At 56.4% G+C, this 16,809-nt stretch carries 16 protein-coding genes; 4 read left to right on the top strand and 12 right to left on the bottom strand.

Features of this window, described 5'->3' with window-relative positions:
- Positions 1-5: 5 nt before the first annotated feature.
- Entirely contained in the window at positions 6-1,106 is a 1,101-nt protein-coding gene (locus CXQ82_RS06465) for an efflux RND transporter periplasmic adaptor subunit (RefSeq protein WP_101267210.1), read from the bottom strand.
- 93 nt (positions 1,107-1,199) lie between these two features.
- Here CXQ82_RS06465 and CXQ82_RS06460 point away from each other — a divergent pair, with 93 nt between their 5' ends.
- Complete coding sequence (locus tag CXQ82_RS06460) at positions 1,200-1,835, top strand: TetR/AcrR family transcriptional regulator (protein ID WP_101267207.1); 636 nt, start codon at positions 1,200-1,202, stop codon at positions 1,833-1,835.
- A 716-nt stretch (positions 1,836-2,551) separates the two neighbouring features.
- Here the strand turns inward: CXQ82_RS06460 and CXQ82_RS06455 are convergent.
- Positions 2,552-3,334 carry a class I SAM-dependent methyltransferase gene (locus CXQ82_RS06455; protein ID WP_101267204.1) on the bottom strand — a complete coding sequence of 261 codons (783 nt, stop codon included), beginning with the start codon at positions 3,332-3,334 and terminating at the stop codon, positions 2,552-2,554.
- Positions 3,335-3,430: 96 nt separating this feature from the next.
- On the opposite strand from CXQ82_RS06455, the gene CXQ82_RS06450 reads away from it, so the two are divergent.
- Positions 3,431-4,051, top strand: coding sequence for an energy transducer TonB (locus CXQ82_RS06450; protein WP_101267202.1), 621 nt, complete (start codon positions 3,431-3,433; stop codon positions 4,049-4,051).
- Here CXQ82_RS06450 and CXQ82_RS06445 read toward each other — a convergent pair.
- The 7 genes from CXQ82_RS06445 to ppc form a co-directional block, all read right to left on the bottom strand.
- A complete protein-coding gene (locus CXQ82_RS06445; protein WP_101267199.1) occupies positions 4,048-4,746 on the bottom strand; it encodes an extensin family protein in 699 nt (232 codons plus the stop codon). The genes CXQ82_RS06450 and CXQ82_RS06445 overlap by 4 nt on opposite strands.
- A 3-nt stretch (positions 4,747-4,749) precedes the next feature.
- A complete protein-coding gene (locus tag CXQ82_RS06440; RefSeq protein ID WP_101267197.1) occupies positions 4,750-5,577 on the bottom strand; it encodes an isocitrate lyase/phosphoenolpyruvate mutase family protein in 828 nt (275 codons plus the stop codon).
- A 27-nt stretch (positions 5,578-5,604) separates the two neighbouring features.
- Positions 5,605-6,465, bottom strand: coding sequence for a DUF72 domain-containing protein (locus CXQ82_RS06435; protein ID WP_101267195.1), 861 nt, complete (start codon positions 6,463-6,465; stop codon positions 5,605-5,607).
- Positions 6,465-6,755, bottom strand: a complete 291-nt coding sequence (locus tag CXQ82_RS06430) for a hypothetical protein (RefSeq protein ID WP_101267193.1) — start codon at positions 6,753-6,755, stop codon at positions 6,465-6,467. The genes CXQ82_RS06435 and CXQ82_RS06430 overlap by 1 nt, the downstream gene beginning before the upstream one ends.
- 305 nt (positions 6,756-7,060) lie before the next feature.
- A complete protein-coding gene (gene tsaB / locus CXQ82_RS06425; RefSeq protein WP_101267190.1) occupies positions 7,061-7,744 on the bottom strand; it encodes a tRNA (adenosine(37)-N6)-threonylcarbamoyltransferase complex dimerization subunit type 1 TsaB in 684 nt (227 codons plus the stop codon).
- An 89-nt stretch (positions 7,745-7,833) separates the two neighbouring features.
- Positions 7,834-8,481 carry an adenylate kinase gene (gene adk, locus CXQ82_RS06420; protein ID WP_101267187.1) on the bottom strand — a complete coding sequence of 216 codons (648 nt, stop codon included), beginning with the start codon at positions 8,479-8,481 and terminating at the stop codon, positions 7,834-7,836.
- A gap of 294 nt (positions 8,482-8,775) precedes the next feature.
- A complete protein-coding gene (gene ppc / locus CXQ82_RS06415; protein ID WP_101267184.1) occupies positions 8,776-11,421 on the bottom strand; it encodes a phosphoenolpyruvate carboxylase in 2,646 nt (881 codons plus the stop codon).
- A gap of 183 nt (positions 11,422-11,604) precedes the next feature.
- Here ppc and CXQ82_RS06410 point away from each other — a divergent pair, with 183 nt between their 5' ends.
- Both CXQ82_RS06410 and CXQ82_RS06405 read left to right on the top strand, forming a co-directional pair.
- On the top strand, positions 11,605-11,913 hold the full coding sequence (locus tag CXQ82_RS06410; protein WP_101267182.1) for a hypothetical protein: 309 nt from the start codon (positions 11,605-11,607) through the stop codon (positions 11,911-11,913).
- A gap of 88 nt (positions 11,914-12,001) precedes the next feature.
- The gene (locus CXQ82_RS06405) at positions 12,002-12,322 is read left to right on the top strand and encodes a hypothetical protein (RefSeq protein WP_101267180.1); all 321 of its coding nucleotides are present in this window, start codon (positions 12,002-12,004) and stop codon (positions 12,320-12,322) included.
- Positions 12,323-12,356: 34 nt separating this feature from the next.
- Here the strand turns inward: CXQ82_RS06405 and CXQ82_RS06400 are convergent, their stop codons facing one another.
- The 3 genes from CXQ82_RS06400 to CXQ82_RS06390 are packed head-to-tail and all read right to left on the bottom strand — an operon-like array spanning position 12,357 to position 16,721.
- The gene (locus CXQ82_RS06400; protein ID WP_157832146.1) at positions 12,357-14,129 is read right to left on the bottom strand and encodes a P-loop NTPase fold protein; all 1,773 of its coding nucleotides are present in this window, start codon (positions 14,127-14,129) and stop codon (positions 12,357-12,359) included.
- The gene (locus tag CXQ82_RS06395) at positions 14,129-15,124 is read right to left on the bottom strand and encodes a hypothetical protein (protein ID WP_256581883.1); all 996 of its coding nucleotides are present in this window, start codon (positions 15,122-15,124) and stop codon (positions 14,129-14,131) included. The genes CXQ82_RS06400 and CXQ82_RS06395 overlap by 1 nt, the downstream gene beginning before the upstream one ends.
- Positions 15,117-16,721, bottom strand: a complete 1,605-nt coding sequence (locus CXQ82_RS06390) for a hypothetical protein (RefSeq protein WP_256581882.1) — start codon at positions 16,719-16,721, stop codon at positions 15,117-15,119. The genes CXQ82_RS06395 and CXQ82_RS06390 overlap by 8 nt, the downstream gene beginning before the upstream one ends.
- Between the last annotated feature and the right edge of the window lie 88 nt (positions 16,722-16,809).

Here is a 16,809-nt window from a genome sequence, read left to right as displayed (position 1 = left end):
GGGGACTACTCCTTGGCCGCCAGATTCACTACACGGTTGGAGCGATCCACCGGGCGCACTTGCTGGCCCTCATGGAGCACATGCACACCGGCGGCAATCACCCAATCGGTAGGGCTCAAGCCTTCCAGCACCGGTACGGTCTTTTCCCCGAAGGCGCCGATACGCACCGGCGTACGTTTGAGGGTGTTGTCCGGCTGTACGCGCCAGACGTAGGACGCGCCGTTCTCCGCGCTGAGGGCCGACAGCGGCACCGACAGCGGAATTACGCCGTCAGCCTGTATGAATACGCGGGCGCTCTGGCCAAGTTCGGCCGGGACCTTACCGCCGGTGAAGGCAACGCGGGCGGCAAAGGTGCGTGACTTGGGGTCGGCTGCCGGGGACAACTCACGAATGCGCCCGGCAAAGCGCTGGTCCGGTTGGCTCCACAACTCGACGGCGACCGGCTGGCCGATCTTGAAGCGGCCAAAGCCTTGCTCCGGCAGGCTGATCAGTACTTCGCGCTCGCCATCGGTGGCCAGGGTGAACACGGTTTGCCCGGCGGACACCACCTGCCCGACTTCCACCGCACGCTTGGCCACCACACCATCCTGCGGCGCGCGCAGCACGGCGTAGCCGGCCTGGTTGCTGGACACGTCGAACTCGGCCTTGATCTGCTTGAGGCGAGCTTCACCTGCTCGGTAGAGGTTTTCGGAATTGTCGTACTGGGAACGGCTGACCATCTGACGATCCATCAGGGTCTTGTAGCGATCACGCTCGGCGCGCACCAGGCTCAGGTTGGCCTCGGCGGCGGCTACTTGCGCACGGGTGGCCTCCAGTTGCAGGCGTACATCCTGGGGGTCCAGTTCGGCCAGTGGCTGGTTGGCCTTGACGCGCTCGCCCTCCTCCACCAGCCGCTTGCTGACTTTACCGCCGATGCGAAAAGCCAGGTCCGGCTCGTAACGCGCCCGCACTTCGCCAGGGAAACTGTCCATCGCCTGCGCCGAGGGTTGCGGCTGCACCACCATGGCCGGGCGGATGGTAGTCTGGGCAGCTTCTTCATGACCGCAAGCGGACAAGAGAAAGACCAGGCTGACAGGCAAAGCAAGGGGCAGGAACGAACTGCGCATGCTGTAGGACCTTTCGCAAATGTAGCTAGGAATAATTATACTGGCCAGTATGGTATTAATACCAAACTCGCCAGTCCAGTATTAAAGGTGAAAATGTCCGACAATCCTGTAAACACCAATAGCCCCGGGCGCCCCAAGGACATGGCAAAACGCCAGGCTATTCTTGAAGCAGCGAAAGTTCTGTTTTTGAGCAATGGCTACGCCAGTACCAGCATGGATGCCGTGGCGCTTGAGGCCGGCGTGTCGAAACTGACCGTCTACAGCCACTTCACTGACAAGGAAACCTTGTTCACGGCCGCCGTGGTGGCCACGTGTGAAGAGCAATTACCGGTGATGTACTTCGAGCTGCCCACGGGCATGCCCGTGGAGACTGTGTTGTTGAACATCGCGCGGGGGTTCCACCGCCTGATCAACAGCGAAGAATCGGTAAACCTGCATCGCCTGATGATGACCACCGGCAACCAGGACGTGAAACTTTCGCAGATCTTCTTCGAGGCTGGCCCGATGCGCATGCTGCAAGGCATGGAACGCCTGCTCGGCAAGATCGACCAGAGCGGCGCGCTGAGTATCGACAAGCCGTTCACGGCAGCGGAACACTTCTTCTGCCTGCTCAAAGGCACGGCGAATTTTTGCCTGTTGTATGGCTGCGGCGGGCAACTGAGCGAGGAAGCCGCCGAGGCCCATGTGCAGGAAGTCGTGGGGTTGTTTATGCGGGCCTATCGACCTTAGCGATAGAACTGCTGCGAGCAGCCTCACTTTAGCTAACAAGCTTACTGTGGCGATCGAGCTTACTGTGGCTAGCAAGCTTACTTGGGCTAGCAAGCTTACTGTGGCGAGCGGGCTTGCCCGCGTTGGGGCGCGCAGCGGCCCCAGTAAGTACACCGCGTTTACTCAGGCAGACCGGACCGTATGGTTTTGGGGCCGCTCCGCAGCCCAACGCGGGCAAGCCCGCTCGCCACAAGAGCCGCTCACCAAGCCAGCAATTCGCCCTTAAGGCTTGAAGTGGTTAGCCAGCTTACTTTAGCTGGCAAGCTTACTGTGGCTAGCAAGATTACTGTGGCTAGCAAGATTACTGTGGCGAGCGGGCTTGCCCGCGTTGGGGCGCGCAGCGGCCCCAGTAAGTACACCGCGTTTACTCAGGCAGACCGGGCCGTATGGTTTTGGGGCCGCTTCGCATCCCAACGCGGGCAAGCCCGCTCGCCACAACAGCCGCTCACCAAGCCAGCAATTCGCCCTTAAGGCTTGAAGTGGTTAGCCAGCTTACTTTGGCTAGCAAGCTTACTGTGGTGAGCGGGCTTGCCCGCGTTGGGCCGCGCAGCGGCCCCAATAAGAACACCGCGTTTACTCAGGTAGACCGGGCCGTATGGTTTTGGGGCCGCTTCGCAGCCCAACGCGGGCAAGCCCGCTCGCCACAACAGCCGCTCACCAAGCGAGCAATTCGCCCTTTAAGGTTTGAGGGCTTTTTTAGGGTAGATGTCATACCGGCTGGATTTGCCATCCAGCGCATGGCTAGGCTTGGGCCCATCAATGCAGGGCGCCTTGCGCGGGCGCTTCACCACGACCCGGTGGCTGGCCAGAGCCAGGGCTGCAGCGAGCAAGGCCGGTGCGTCCGGGTCATCGCCCACCAGGGGGCGGAACAGGCGCATTTCCTTCTTCACCAAGGCGGTTTTCTCACGATGGGGGAACATCGGGTCGAGGTAGATCACCTGGGGCGGCTCGCCTTCCCAATTGAGCATCACGTCGATGGAATTGCCCTTGAGCAGCTTCATGCGCGCCACGATCGGCGCCACTTCAAAATCCTCCGCCGCACGCGCCAGGCCGTCTTCCAACAAGGCACCGATCAGCGGCTGGCGCTCGACCAGGCTCATCTCGCAGCCCAGGCTGGCGAGTACGAACGCGTCCTTGCCCAGGCCGGCCGTGGCGTCGAGCACGCGCGGGCGCACGCCTTGGGCAATGCCCACAGCCTTGGCGATCATTTGCCCACTGCCACCGCCGTATAAACGCCGGTGCGCTGCGCCGCCTTCGACAAAATCAACCCGAACCGGCCCCGGTGCGTCAGGCCCAAGCTGTTGCAGCTGTAGGCCATGCTCGCCGACTTGCAGGGAAAAGTCCGCTTCCGCTAGCTGCAAAGGCAAGCCAAGCAGCGCCGCCCACTGCTCGGCGCGGGCCTTGAAACCGTCGGCCAAGGCCTCGACCTGGATGCGGCTGGCCGCTGGTTGTTCGCTCATCAATCACTACGCTCAAAAATATTAAGGATCGGCAAACAGCGGCCGATAAAAATAACAGTCAGGTATTTTGCCAGAGCTGAGCGTCGACCGAGAAAAATGTCAGACATTCTTCCCCTAACCATCGGTGTACTGCCGACCCACAACCACTACGGCCTGCGCAATACCCAAGCGCTGGCCGGGGTGAGCCATGTGTGGCAGGACTTCTTCGCCCGGGCGCTGGCCGAGCAGCTCGGCGAAACGCCGGACGCGCTCGCCGCCAAGGCGCCTGCGCCGGCAGACCCGACGGTAGAGCCGAGTGAAGGCGCTGACCTGTTGTCGCAGATCCTCACCCAGCGTGAATGCGACGTAACAGACACCGAGATCGCCCCGCCTGAGCCGCTGTTCCTGCCGATTGCCGAGTTTGAAACCGAGCTGCTGCCACCCGCCGCAACGCCGTTCCCGGTAGAAGAAATCATCGCCCAGCAGCGCCAGCAGAATTTCGAAAGCGGCTGGGTCCGCCCTATCGTGCTGACCGCCGGCCAGCCTGTGCCAGAGCCAGGCCCGGCGCCGGAACCACGCCCGCTGCACCTGCCGATTGCCGAGTTCGAACTGGACCTGCTGCCACCGGCCGCCACGCCGTACCCGACCGAAGAGCTGGTGGCGCAACAGAAGGCCCTGGATTTCGACTATTACTGGGCACGCCCGCTGATCGCCAACAACCTGCGCATCGCCGCCTAACGACACACCCACCAACGCCCCATGTCCAGATGAAAGTGGTTGCGATGCGCCGCGTTGTAGTCCGGGCTCAACACCACATTGAAATCATCGCAGGCGCCCTCGCGCACCCGACGCAGGAACCGCGCGCTATCGCCCTGCCCCGGCCAATCCTTGAGCACACTGATAGTGCGCCCGTCCGCCAGGCGAAAACCGGCGATGTCCAAGGCGTTCGCCGAGGCATGCTGGCTGAGTCGCCCCTCGGCACGGTTGTAGATATTGCGACAGGCAAAGCTGCCCAAGTGATCGACCCGCGTCACCGCCTGGCCAAACACCGCCTGGGCTGCAGGCTGCAGGCTATGGCGCTCGAACAGGGCAAACGCGACGGCCAGCGGGCAACTCGCAAGAAAGCTGCTGCTCAACCCCACCTGCGCGCCCTGCACGCGCAACACATTGCGCAACGGGCACGCCGCATCAGCCGCTGTATCGGCTTGATGGCTGACACGCAAACCAGCGGTTTCCAGCACCTGGTCGCACAGCGCCGGATCATCCTGTAAGCGCCCGAGCTTGAAACGCGTCAACAGGTTCGGGCTGGCGCGTACATCCAGCGGCGCCCAGGGGTTCCACTCGGCCGGCAACGGCACCCAACCGCGCCACCCCCCCACGGCGCAAGCGCCGCCGAGCAACAACAGCACACCGGTCACTTTGAAAAAACGCACTGTTTAGTCCTTGAAGAACTGGTTGGCCTGGCTGAACGGCATCTTGCGTTCAGTGAAGGTAAACGTACCCAGCTCATACACCTCCTGCGCCGCCCGGTAGAACTCGCCATACGCCGCCAACGCCATGGCCGAGCCGACGCTGATACGCCGCACGCCCATCGCGCTCAACTGCGCCACGCTGAGGTTCAAACCGCCGGACATCAACACATTCACCGGCTTGGGCGCGACGGCCTTGACCACCGCGAGTACTTCCTCGGCACTGCGCAACCCGGGCGCGTAGAGCACGTCGGCACCGGCTTCGGCGTAGGCCTGCAGGCGGCGGATGGTGTCGGGCAAATCCAGGCGGCCATGCAGGAGGTTTTCCGCGCGGGCTGTCAGCGTAAAGGCGAAAGGCAGGCTGCGGGCGGCAGCAACGGCGGCTTCCACGCGCGCAACCGACAGGTCAAAGGGATAGATCGGGTCGACCGCAATACCGCTGGCATCTTCGATGGAGCCACCGACGATACCGCAGGCAGCGGCGCGCAGGATGGTTTGCGCGCAGCCTTCGGGGGTATCGCTGAAACCGTTTTCCAAGTCGGCGGCCACCGGCAACGCGGTCGCCCGGACAATCGAACCGGCATTGGCCAACGTGTCTTCCAGCGACAGCGCCCCCTCGGCATCCGGCCGCCCCAGGCTGAACGCATAACCCGCACTGGTGGTCGCCAGGGCTTCAAAACCGAGGCTGGCGAGCATGATCGCCGAACCTGCATCCCACGGGTTGGGCATCACAAACGCGCGATCACGCTCGTGCAAGGCCCTGAAGGTTTCGGCGCGAAGGGTTTGGGCATCCATGACTGACTCCAGGCGGGCAAAGGAGCCTTAGAGTAACCCCAGTTGCTCCGCTGCGGGTTGCCGATGCAGGGTCGGCAAGGGCGGCAGGCCGGGCAGACGCGCCATCAGCTTGGCGTGGAAACGCAGGGCCAGTTGTGCGGCGAGGCGGTTGTCGGAGGTGTGCAGGAACACATACGGCGTACGTCCCTCTTCGATCCAGACAGCGATTTTTTCCACCCATGGGATCAGGAACGGGTCGTTGGCTTCCAGCTCCGGGTGGCCGATAAAACGCACCTGCGGAAACTGCGTCAATGCTGCGGGGCGCGTCGGCACTTTGGGCTTTTTCGATTGCGCATGCAGCACGGCAGCCGAGGTGGAGGTGCAACTGAACAGCGCGCGCGGGTCGAGGCAGATACGTTCGACGCCGCGGTCGCGCAGCAAACGGTTGAGCATGCGCTCGGCATCACCCTTGGCGAAGAATTCCGGGTGGCGCACCTCCACCGCCAGGGGCCGCTCCAGCCCATCGATAAAACCGGCCAGTTCGCCCAGGCGTTGCGGCGAAAAGCTCGCCGAGAGCTGCAGCCATAACGGCGAAACCCGCTCGCCGAGCGGGCTCATCAGCCCTACGAAACTTTCCGCTGCGGGCAGTTGCTCACGCAAGTCGCCGCCGTGGCTGATATCACCAGGGAATTTGGCCGTGAAGCGAAAATCCTCGGGCATGATTTCAGCCCAGCGCTGCACCGTGGCGGCCGAGGGTCGGGCATAGAACGTGGTGTTGCCTTCAACGGCGTTGAAGACTTGGGAATATAGGGCGAGGTAGTCGCTGGAACGCGCATCGGCGGGGTACAGGTACTCGCGCCAGGCGTTTTCACTCCAGGACGGGCAGCCGATGAAGTAAGGCAACCGCATCAGATGTGGATATCGAGGCCCAGCACTTCCATATCCCATTCGACAAAGCCGGCGGTGGTCAGGTAGCTGGCCAGGGCGGTGGCGACGCTTTTGCTCATGGAGCGCGGGAAGACCATGTCTTGCTGACGGGCGGGAACACCGCTGATGCGTGCTTGAGCGCTGGGTTGCGCATCGGCTTGGACTTCTATGAAGTCCGGCGAATCCTCGACGGAATCGTCCACCGTGGCGTTTGCCTTACGCGGCTTGCGCTTGATTGGGTAGGACTGTGAGGAAAAGCCATCAATACGCATAGGCGCGAACTCGCTATCAGTAATGGCATTTTAGTGGCGCAATCCGTAGCGCGCAAATGCTCTGGTGATAACTAGAACACATAATTTGAAAAAGGTTTAAAACCGGGGGCAAATTCTGACGATTGGCGTAGTTCGCGGCGTGTTTGATATCAATTGGCTTCTAGTCCTAGGGGGGCTGCTTCGCAGCCCAACGCGGGCAAGCCCGCTCGCCACAGCAAGCCCGCTCGCCACAGCAAGCCCGCTCGCCACAGTAAGCCTGCTCGGCACAACTAGCCTGCTTGCCACAGAAATCTCGCTCGCCGCGTTTAGAGGCCGCGTTCGGCTTTGGTTTGTGCGACTTTATCGCGCAGATACACCGGTGCAGCCTGGTCGGCAGGGATCGCCTCGCCGCGCTCGAACGCGAAGCGCGCCAGGGTCAGCAAATCTTCCGCATGGGGCAGCATTGCCGCGTCCTGGCCCACGGGTGACACGCCGATACGCTCGCCATAGCCCCACCCGGTGCCGGCGCCGAACCAGTCACCGCTGGCGCCTTCCGGCAACCCCGAGGCTTCTGGCGGCTGCACGGCTTCGACGCCAACCAGGCGCATTTCGCCGGCCGTTTCGCGGTAGCAACCCCAATAGACTTCATCCATGCGCGCATCAATCGCCGCCGCTACCTGTGTAGCTCCATGCTCACGCAACGCGCGCTGGGCCAGCACCGCCAGGTTGGAGACCGGCAATACCGGACGCTCCAACGCAAACGCCAGGCCCTGGACCACACCGATGGCGATACGCACACCGGTAAACGCACCCGGGCCACGGCCGAAGGCGATGGCATCGACGGCAGCCAGGGTGGTGCCGGCGTCTTCCAGGAGCTGCTTGATCATCGGCAACAGCTTCTGCGCATGCAGGCGCGGGATCACCTCGTAGTGGCTGGTTACCTTGCCATCGTGCAGCAAAGCAACGGAGCAAGCTTCAGTCGCGGTGTCCAGGGCCAGCAGGGTGCTCATCGGTGTGGGTGTCCAAGTCGGAAAAAAGTGCGCCAGTATAAACAACAACGGCCCGCAAGCGGGCCGTTAGCGTGAAGCAGAGGGCTGGATCAGCTCAGTGCTTGCAACACCTTCGCGGTGATGGCTTCTACAGAGCCAACGCCAGGGATGTGGCTGTACTTCGGCTTGCCCTGGGCAGCGGACAGCTTCTGGTAGAAATCCACCAGCGGCTTGGTCTGGGAATGGTAGACCGACAGGCGATGGCGCACGGTTTCTTCCGTGTCGTCCTTGCGCTGTACCAGTTCTTCACCGGTGATGTCGTCTTTGCCTTCAACCTTCGGCGGGTTGTAGACCACGTGGTACACGCGGCCCGAGCCTTCGTGAACGCGGCGGCCAGCAATACGCTGAACGATTTCTTCGTCTTCAACGGCGATTTCGACCACGGCGTCCAGCTCTACACCGGCAGTCACCAGGGCTTCAGCCTGGGGAATGGTGCGTGGGAAGCCGTCGAACAGGAAACCGTTGGCGCAGTCAGGCTGCGCGATACGGTCCTGGACCAGGGCGATGATCAGGTCATCGGACACCAGGCCACCGGCATCCATGATGCTTTTGGCTTGAACGCCCAGCTCGGTGCCTGCTTTTACCGCAGCGCGCAGCATGTCACCGGTGGAGATTTGTGGAATGCCGAACTTTTCAGTGATGAACTTTGCCTGAGTACCTTTACCGGCCCCGGGAGCTCCCAGCAGAATGACGCGCATCGATGTGCTCCTCAATTTTTTATAGAGATGACGCTCGGATTCGCCGCGTGGGGCCAATCTCGTAAAAATATGGCTTTTTGAATATGGATCAAGGCCGCACAAACGGCCAAAGGCTGATCAAGATACACAGCAGGCCCCCCGCACACAAGCCACCGAAAGTCGCAGGAACCCGCGCCGCGCATGCTCCATTGGTAGGGTGTGCCTGGGTGCAACCCGGCCGCACAAACGTCGGCCGCCCTGTGCGGGGCGGCCGCCGTGGTTTATCTGCAAGCCTTTGAGAACACGCAAAAAATCTTAGCCGGTGTTACGTAAACCGGCCGCAATACCGGCCACGGACACCAGCAACGCCTGCTCCAGAGGGCTGCCCTGTGCCGCGTCCTGCTGGCGTGAACGCGCCAGCAACTCGGCCTGCAACCGGTGCAAGGGGTCGAGGTAGGTGTTGCGCAGGCGGATGAACTCCAGGGTGTCCGGGCTGTGGGCCAGCAGTTGCGACTGGCCGGTCAGGCCAAGCACCACACTGCATGCCTGCGACAATAGGTCGCGTAAGTGCGCGCCCAATGGCAACAGGTCCGGCTGCACCAGGCGCTCGTCATAGAGCCGGGCGATATCGGCATCCGCCTTGGCCAGCACCATTTCCAGCATGTCGATGCGCGTACGGAAAAACGGCCACTGTTCGCGCATCTGCCCCAACAGTTCGCCTTCTCCGCGCTCCAGGGCCTTGCTCAGTGCCGCTTCCCAGCCGAGCCAGGCAGGCAGCATCAGGCGGGTCTGGGTCCAGCCGAAGATCCACGGGATGGCGCGCAAACTTTCAATCCCGCCCGCACGGCGCTTGGCCGGGCGACTGCCCAGGGGCAAGCGGCCGAGCTCCTGCTCCGGCGTGGATTGGCGGAAATATTCGACGAACTGCGGATTTTCCCGCACCACCGCGCGGTAAGCACTGACACCATCTGCCGCCAATTCATCCATCAAATGGCGCCAGGCCGGTTCCGGAGGGGGCGGCGGCAACAGCGTCGCCTCCAGCACGGCGGCCAGGTAGAGGTTGAGGTTCTGCTCGGCGATGTCCGGCAAGCCGAATTTGAAACGAATCATTTCGCCCTGCTCGGTGGTGCGGAACCGCCCCGCCACCGAACCCGGAGGCTGCGACAGGATCGCCGCGTGGGCCGGGCCGCCGCCACGCCCGACGGTGCCGCCGCGACCATGGAACAACAGCAGTTCCACCTGCTGCTCGCGGCAGATATCCACCAGCCGTTCCTGCGCGCGGTACTGCGCCCAGGCGGCGGCGGTGGTGCCGGCGTCCTTGGCCGAGTCCGAGTAGCCGATCATCACTTCCTGCGGGCCCTGCAAGCGAGTGCGGTAGCCCGGCAACAGCAGCAATTGTTCGATGACCGGGCCGGCGTTGTCCAGGTCGGCCAGGGTTTCGAACAACGGCACCACGCGCATCGGCCGTTGTACGCCCGACTCTTTAAGCAGCAGTTGCACCGCGAGCACATCCGACGCGGCGCCAGCCATCGAGATGACATACGAGCCAAGCGACGCAGCGGGCGCAGCAGCGACTTCCTTACAGGTGTTGAGTACTTCGGCGGTATCCGCCGATGGTTTGAAATAGCCGGGCAGCAAGGGGCGACGGTTGGCCAGTTCCTTCATCAGGAAGCTGATGCGCGTGTCTTCGTCCCAGTCCTCGTAACGACCCAGGCCCAGGTAGTCGGTGATTTCAGTCATGGCTGCGGAATGGCGACTGGAATCCTGGCGCACGTCCAGGCGCACCAGGAACAGGCCAAAAGTCACCGCGCGGCGCAGGCAATCGAGCAGCGGGCCATCGGCGATCACGCCCATGCCGCATTCGTGCAGCGACTGGTAGCACAGCTCCAGCGGGTCCAGCAGGTCGCGGTTGTTCTGCAGCACCGCCGCCGGCGCCGGGGTGCTGGCCGTCAACGAGGTGTGCGCCCATTGGCGCGTGGCACGCAGGCGCTCGCGCAGTTGCTTGAGCAACGCACGGTAGGGTTCAACGCTGTCACCCACTTGGGCCTGCAACGCCGCGCTGGCTTGCTGCATCGACAGTTCGGAGGCCAGGTGATCGATATCGCGCAGGTACAGGTCGGCCGCCATCCAGCGTGCCAGCAACAGCACCTCGCGGGTGACCGGCGCGGTGACGTTCGGATTGCCGTCGCGGTCGCCGCCCATCCACGAGGCAAAGCGAATCGGCGCCGCCTCCAGGGGCAGGCGCAGGCCGGTGGCAGCATGCAAGGCCTGGTCGGCCTTGCGCAGGTAATTGGGGATGGCGTGCCACAACGAATGTTCGATTACCGCAAAGCCCCATTTGGCCTCGTCCACCGGGGTGGGCCGGGTGCGGCGGATTTCTTCGGTGTGCCAGGCTTCTGCAATCAGCCGTTGCAGGCGCTGGCGGATCTGCTCGCGCTCGGCCGTGGTGAGGTCGCGGTGATCCTGCAGCGCCAGTTGCGCAGCAATCGCATCGTATTTCTGGATCAGGGTGCGGCGTGCCACTTCGGTGGGGTGCGCGGTGAGGACCAGCTCGATCTCCAGGCGCCCCAGCTGGCGGGCCAGGGATTCATTGCTGTGGCCTTCGCTTTGCAGGCGGGCGAGCAACTCCGGCAACACACGCGATTCGAACGGCGCCGGTTGCGATTCATCGCGCCGGTGAATCAACTGGTATTGCTCGGCGATATTGGCCAGGTTGAGGAACTGGTTGAAGGCCCGGGCCACGGGCAACAGTTCGTCTTCCTTCAGCTGGTTGAGGCTGGCGCTCAGCTCATCACCCACCGCTTTTTCCGAGTCGGCGCCGCGCCGGTCAGCCTTGGCGCCTTTGCGGATTTGCTCGATCTTGTCGAGGAAATCATCGCCGTACTGCTCTCGAATGGTGTTGCCCAACAGCTCACCCAGCAGGTGAACATCCTCACGCAAGCGTGCATCGATATCACTCATCAGCCACTCTCCAGCCAGAAATCCGGGACGCGCAGGTCTGCCAGAGTGCCGCCAGCATCGTTTTATGACAAGACTTTAAACCTTGTGAGTTGCAGCTAGTCTCAACCTTAGCCGCTGCGTTTATCCACGCAGGCGGCTGGTCACTCATCACCGCCCGCTACCGTGGGTTTTATTGAGGTTGCCATGAAAATTCGAGAACTGGCCCAGCATTGGGAAGAAAACGCCAAGGGTCGCCTGACCAAAACCGAATATGCGATCCATTTGGACGTAGAAGCCGCCGCAAGGCTGGCGGCCATCGCCGAAATGTACCCCAAGCGCCACGCCGAAGAGCTGCTCGGCGAGCTGATCGGCGCTGCCCTTGAAGAGCTGGAAGCCAGCTTTCCCTACATCAAGGGCAAGCAGGTAATCGCGACCGACGAAGAGGGCGACCCGCTCTACGAAGAAAGCGAGCACGCAATAGGAAAAACTCAATATCTCTTGAAAGCCGCGTAGAACATGGCTTAGCGATCATTTCAGAGAACCATGAGTGGTAAAGACAGTCTTAGATTTACGACATATGTAGCCACGCCGGAGACTCCCCATGGACACCTTCAAAACGATGCTCAGCAACTGGGAAAACAAAGCTCACGAAACCTCGAAGCTTGTTGAGATCACCCTGACCATTCGCCATCAAGACCTAGTGAAAATCAAGGCGTTTGCGGAAGCCTATGGACTGGATCAAAGCATCATCACGGAAGGTCTGATTCACTCTGCTATAAAAGAAGCGGAAACAGCCATGCCCTACGTCAAAGGGACTGAGGTGATCAGAGTGGAGGAAGGTGAAGAGATTTTTGCCGACGCTGGTAAGACACCCGCCTACGTCGAAGCTGAACAAGCAATTTCAAAGACCCTACGGGGATAGGGTCTTAGATACGAAACACTAGCCTCGCAAGGGGCTATTCAACCTTACCTTGGCGAGAGAGTATTTCCTTTTCAATCTGTGCGTAAAGCTTTTCGTAACCTTGAAATTTACTCATTCTGGCTTTATTGAGCGGAGAGCCTTCGCACATTTTCATTAGGCAACGGTACATCTTGAAAAAAATATCATGATAACCATCCTGAATATCATTATCAGGAGAACTAACCTGACCGCATTTCAAGCACATCCGCACAAGGTTTGTGAAATTATAATCATCTAAGCTTGAAAAATATTCTAAGAATTCAGCTTCTGTTTTTTTGGCAACGCTATTTCTAACATCAGTATTTTCAAAACCAGAAACGTTATAAGCGTAATTTATCAAATCAGGCAGACTCTTTTCTATTACCAGACCATCAAAAAACTCTTCAAGCTTCTGTTGAATATAGGGATTCGCAGGCCAGCGAAACACATCGCTTTTTTCACGTATATCACTTGGTGCAACAACCTCAATAAAATACTTATCTATGTCGCTGTTTATTTTATCGATCCGCCCGACATCGTAATAAATAGAAGCAACCGAATCTAAATCATTTATTGAAAAATTGACCAAAGACACATCTATAGCTAAATCGAATGCGGCAAAAACCTCATCATCATTTTTTGAAAAAGAAGCGTGGAAGACATTCCAAGCTTTCTGTAACAAAGCAATATCTTCATCATGCTTAATTTTGACTTCCAACGCGACGACTAAATCTCGCATTGACTGATCGTCAGCATAACCTTTTCTAACTAAATTTATGATCGCAACGTCGAATTCATCAGTGGAACTGAATCCATAATCTTGCAAATATTCAATCTTAAGGTCTATTTCTGCGAGTAATTTTATTTCTTCTGGGGATCGATCATCATCAGGCATACGATACCCAGATAAGCTACCTTGGTAAGTCAACAGGAAGTCGATATCTACGCCTGCCGAATTCCCGCCATAGATTGAAAGAACTGCAAGAGGCAACGTCCTATAAGCCTGCCGCTGCACAAGCTCATTACAACCATTCAGCCGCTCATGCAGAAGACCTGCGAAATAATCAATTTTCTTGAGCAAACGAACATTGTTTATTTTCAGCTTAATGGCGTTTTTCGAAACTATCTTACGTGCCTCACCGGATGGGCTAAAAACCAAAGAGGCTGATTCTTGCACCGAAGGACTAAAAACAATCTCATAATCAAAAACTTTTTCACTGTATGTGAAAAACTCATCATCCGGTTTGAGTGACCCTTCATTCAAAATTAAGATGACCGAGCAATTCTTTTTCTCGATCAAATTTGAAACCAATCCTAATACATCCCGTGCAGATAAAGAATTACCACGACGCTCAAAATCGTCAATGCAAATGATTGTTTCTGTAACAAGAGAGTATTGAATCGAATCAATAACTCCGCCAAAGCTTCCGACAAAGGGAATTTTTGCTTCCCGCCCATAGCCGAAAATCTTTCTTAAACCTACAACGCCATCACTGAAATCCAACTTCTTGATATTTTCAACAACAGAGTTTTTGGTAGTGACATCACCGGCACTTTTGCTGGAAACGGTATTCTCAAAAACTGAACGCTTTAAGTCAGCTAACGAATTTATTCCGAAAAGTGAAACGTAAGAATAGTTCACACGAGCAAAATTAGACCGATTCTTTGCAATTACAGAATTCCAGAGATAGGTTTTACCCGTGCCCCACTCCCCTTTCAAAACAATTGCAGAACCCATTCTCTTAACAGCGAAATCATGCAGTGCCTTTTCAACTTGAATGACAGACATCAGTTTATCCCTTTAGCTTTATCATCATCCTTTATGAAATCAGGATATTTTTGTGGTTGCAGAATAAAAATATATTTAACAAATTTGAGATTGAGAGCTTCGTCCAACGCCTTCTGAAAATTGGAAATGGAATGAAGGGGCGATTCATCAACAAGCAAAGATCGCCAATGTATATTATTTTCAGCATCAGACTTTTTCAGCTTCAACAAAGTCTCTATTGCTCTATGTGCGACATTGCCAACATCAGAACGCACAGTAAAACCTTGCCTGATAGTTTCATCATCAATCTCAGTATTTTCATCTAGCTCGCAGGTATTTAATATCGAGAGCGTCCTAGGCGAAAACGTGTAATTTTTATCTCCATTGTAATCCTGCAAATAGACATCTTCTATTTTAGTTTTCCAAGTCTCTGTATCATCACTTTCATGAATTTCATCTTTTCGCAATTTCAGGTGCAGCCCCACGCCATCACCTAATTGGTAATGCATATCACCGGCTAGCAAACTCATCAAACTATTCGACAAAGCTGAAAAGAAATTCACACGATAGTTTTTGTTAAATCTCTCAAATAGAGAAATATCGAAAAGGGTCCAAATGCTGTGACGTTTCCAAGCAAACAATATCGGGATACCCAACAACTCACTATACTTGATTAGCCTTTCCCGATCTTTCGCTCTAAGAGTAAGGTTTTCATCCTGCTTGGTTTTTACTTCGATCAAAACTCTGTATTGATTATTATCAGTGTTGAAAACGGCCAACAAATCAGGAACCTGAAAGGTTTCTTTAGAAGATTTCGGAATTTGTTGTTGATCCAATTTGTGGACAAGTGAACATTTACCGAGCCAGCTACAGATGACGGCAAATTCGTCTTCTGCGGGTAAACCGAGATCTAGACGCAGAACCCGCTGAACCACTTGATCAGCATTTTCCCAACCACACTGTTCAAGTGCCTCATGAAGAATTCGACTCCGATCCATCAGCATAAGCTCATCCATGTATTTCATCCTCATCACTGCAAATCAGCGGAATTTCATCGGGTGCAATGGAAATCACCGAATCACTAGAATGGTTTGCTCTTCCAATACACCATAGAGATTTCCAGTCTTCTTTTCTAATGCTCGAGAAGAAAACCAGATCGAAACACGATACTTTTTTTGACATTCTTGGCAATTTAATAACATTACCAAAAAAATCTATTATAGGAGATTTAGCAATCACAACCTCAGTTTGTTCTTCTGAACAGAAAACCTTGATTGCTCTGCTTTCTATTTCATCTATACGGGCAGTGAAAATACTTTCTCCATAATCAAGCTTGCGAATCACATCACCTTTGAATAGCTGGGCGTAGAGTTCTATGTATCGTTCATCCGGCAGCGTTAAGTCTAAAGTTTTCAATCTTAGCTGTTCAGGGATTTTCGAGGCGATGACTTTGGAGCACTCAGCAACCTCAACGATCTTTTTCAACCTATTGAAAAGCTCAGTGTAGTCACCATACGTTCCATCCCAAAGCCGCATAGGTTCACCATTCAGAACAATTTCGACTGAAATTCTGGACTTTGGATATTTTTTAACAAAGTCATAGGCTCGCTTGATACGGTGATAATGCCTAAAATTGTTGATGGGCTGACCCAACCATCCAGCAACGTCGAATGTATAAGTTGCATCTACCTTATATCGATCATGAATAAAATAACGAAAAGTAAAGAATCCGTTTAACGCAGAACCTGCAATATCGAACTGTTTAGACCCCTTACCCATGAATGATTCAGTTGAAGCCAGCTCAAATTCGGCTTCATCACTCACAAAGTAGATACTAGTTTCAAGTCGTCGTTTACCGGGCGTGAGGGTAAGGGTTCCACCTACAATGACATCATTAAGATGTTCGAATAGTTTTGAACCTACGAATTTGAAATCATTTGTAGGTATGTGAATCGGCTCCCCCACTTCAGTCATTTTTTGCCATGCCTGATCAGCAGAAGCATTGGCTTCGTCATCATTAAAAACTATCTGAATTTCTGGTGCAGGATCAGTGATCGGAATCAGCTCATGAAAGACAGAACCGCTTGTAGCAGTGACTACAACCTTAAAATTTGGATCAATGCTATTTATTGATTGTTCATAACCTTCAACGACCGCCGAGACGTCGAAATTTCCCGGACTACCTGCCTTCGTAATCAGGGATATGGTTGCTTCGATAATCCCCGCACGAATTTTGTTTTCAGCCTCAAATGGTGCCATCGGAATCACACCAACCAGCGAAGAAACGTAGGATTGATGAACGGCCTTCATCTCTTTCAAATGAGCGACAGTGTGAAACGTCTCTTCGTTGTCGATCAGCTTGGAGCACGAATAGCACATCCAAATACCGTTATCGAAATGTCGTCTTTGGGCTTTTGTCTGAGTTGGGTCATACCGTTTGGCACCCGGCCCGCTCGCAGCAGCACAAATATGTGCAGCGACACCGATACTATTTTTCCTGTCACCCGCATCCGTTGAGCCAATCGTGAAGACACGACAACGGGAACAGAGGTTCGCGGCCCTCACAAGCAACTGAATCTTTGTCGTTTCAGAAAAGTCGTCACGGGTGCTCACGCCGGCCCCTTCTTCAACAACCTTTGGTGCTTTGTTCTTCCGTGGTGCCATCGTGCGTAACTCGCCATCGTGTGAGCGGAATCCTGTA

The sequence above is a fragment of the Pseudomonas sp. S09G 359 genome (assembly GCF_002843605.1).
Classification (GTDB): domain Bacteria; phylum Pseudomonadota; class Gammaproteobacteria; order Pseudomonadales; family Pseudomonadaceae; genus Aquipseudomonas.
Note: the sequence above shows the minus strand (reverse complement) of the source record. Positions and strands in the feature narration are given on the sequence as shown.

Bases quoted from the DNA above. Each gene is read 5' to 3' on its own strand.
- CXQ82_RS06465 (WP_101267210.1), bottom strand. From the start codon at position 1,106: ATGCGCAGTTCGTTCCTGCCCCTTGCTTTGCCTGTCAGCCTGGTCTTT.
- CXQ82_RS06460 (WP_101267207.1), top strand. From the start codon at position 1,200: ATGTCCGACAATCCTGTAAACACCAATAGCCCCGGGCGCCCCAAGGAC.
- CXQ82_RS06455 (WP_101267204.1), bottom strand. From the start codon at position 3,334: ATGAGCGAACAACCAGCGGCCAGCCGCATCCAGGTCGAGGCCTTGGCC.
- CXQ82_RS06450 (WP_101267202.1), top strand. From the start codon at position 3,431: ATGTCAGACATTCTTCCCCTAACCATCGGTGTACTGCCGACCCACAAC.
- CXQ82_RS06440 (WP_101267197.1), bottom strand. From the start codon at position 5,577: ATGGATGCCCAAACCCTTCGCGCCGAAACCTTCAGGGCCTTGCACGAG.
- CXQ82_RS06435 (WP_101267195.1), bottom strand. From the start codon at position 6,465: ATGCGGTTGCCTTACTTCATCGGCTGCCCGTCCTGGAGTGAAAACGCC.
- CXQ82_RS06430 (WP_101267193.1), bottom strand. From the start codon at position 6,755: ATGCGTATTGATGGCTTTTCCTCACAGTCCTACCCAATCAAGCGCAAG.
- tsaB (WP_101267190.1), bottom strand. From the start codon at position 7,744: ATGAGCACCCTGCTGGCCCTGGACACCGCGACTGAAGCTTGCTCCGTT.
- adk (WP_101267187.1), bottom strand. From the start codon at position 8,481: ATGCGCGTCATTCTGCTGGGAGCTCCCGGGGCCGGTAAAGGTACTCAG.
- ppc (WP_101267184.1), bottom strand. From the start codon at position 11,421: ATGAGTGATATCGATGCACGCTTGCGTGAGGATGTTCACCTGCTGGGT.
- CXQ82_RS06410 (WP_101267182.1), top strand. From the start codon at position 11,605: ATGAAAATTCGAGAACTGGCCCAGCATTGGGAAGAAAACGCCAAGGGT.
- CXQ82_RS06405 (WP_101267180.1), top strand. From the start codon at position 12,002: ATGGACACCTTCAAAACGATGCTCAGCAACTGGGAAAACAAAGCTCAC.
- CXQ82_RS06400 (WP_157832146.1), bottom strand. From the start codon at position 14,129: ATGTCTGTCATTCAAGTTGAAAAGGCACTGCATGATTTCGCTGTTAAG.
- CXQ82_RS06395 (WP_256581883.1), bottom strand. From the start codon at position 15,124: ATGGATGAGCTTATGCTGATGGATCGGAGTCGAATTCTTCATGAGGCA.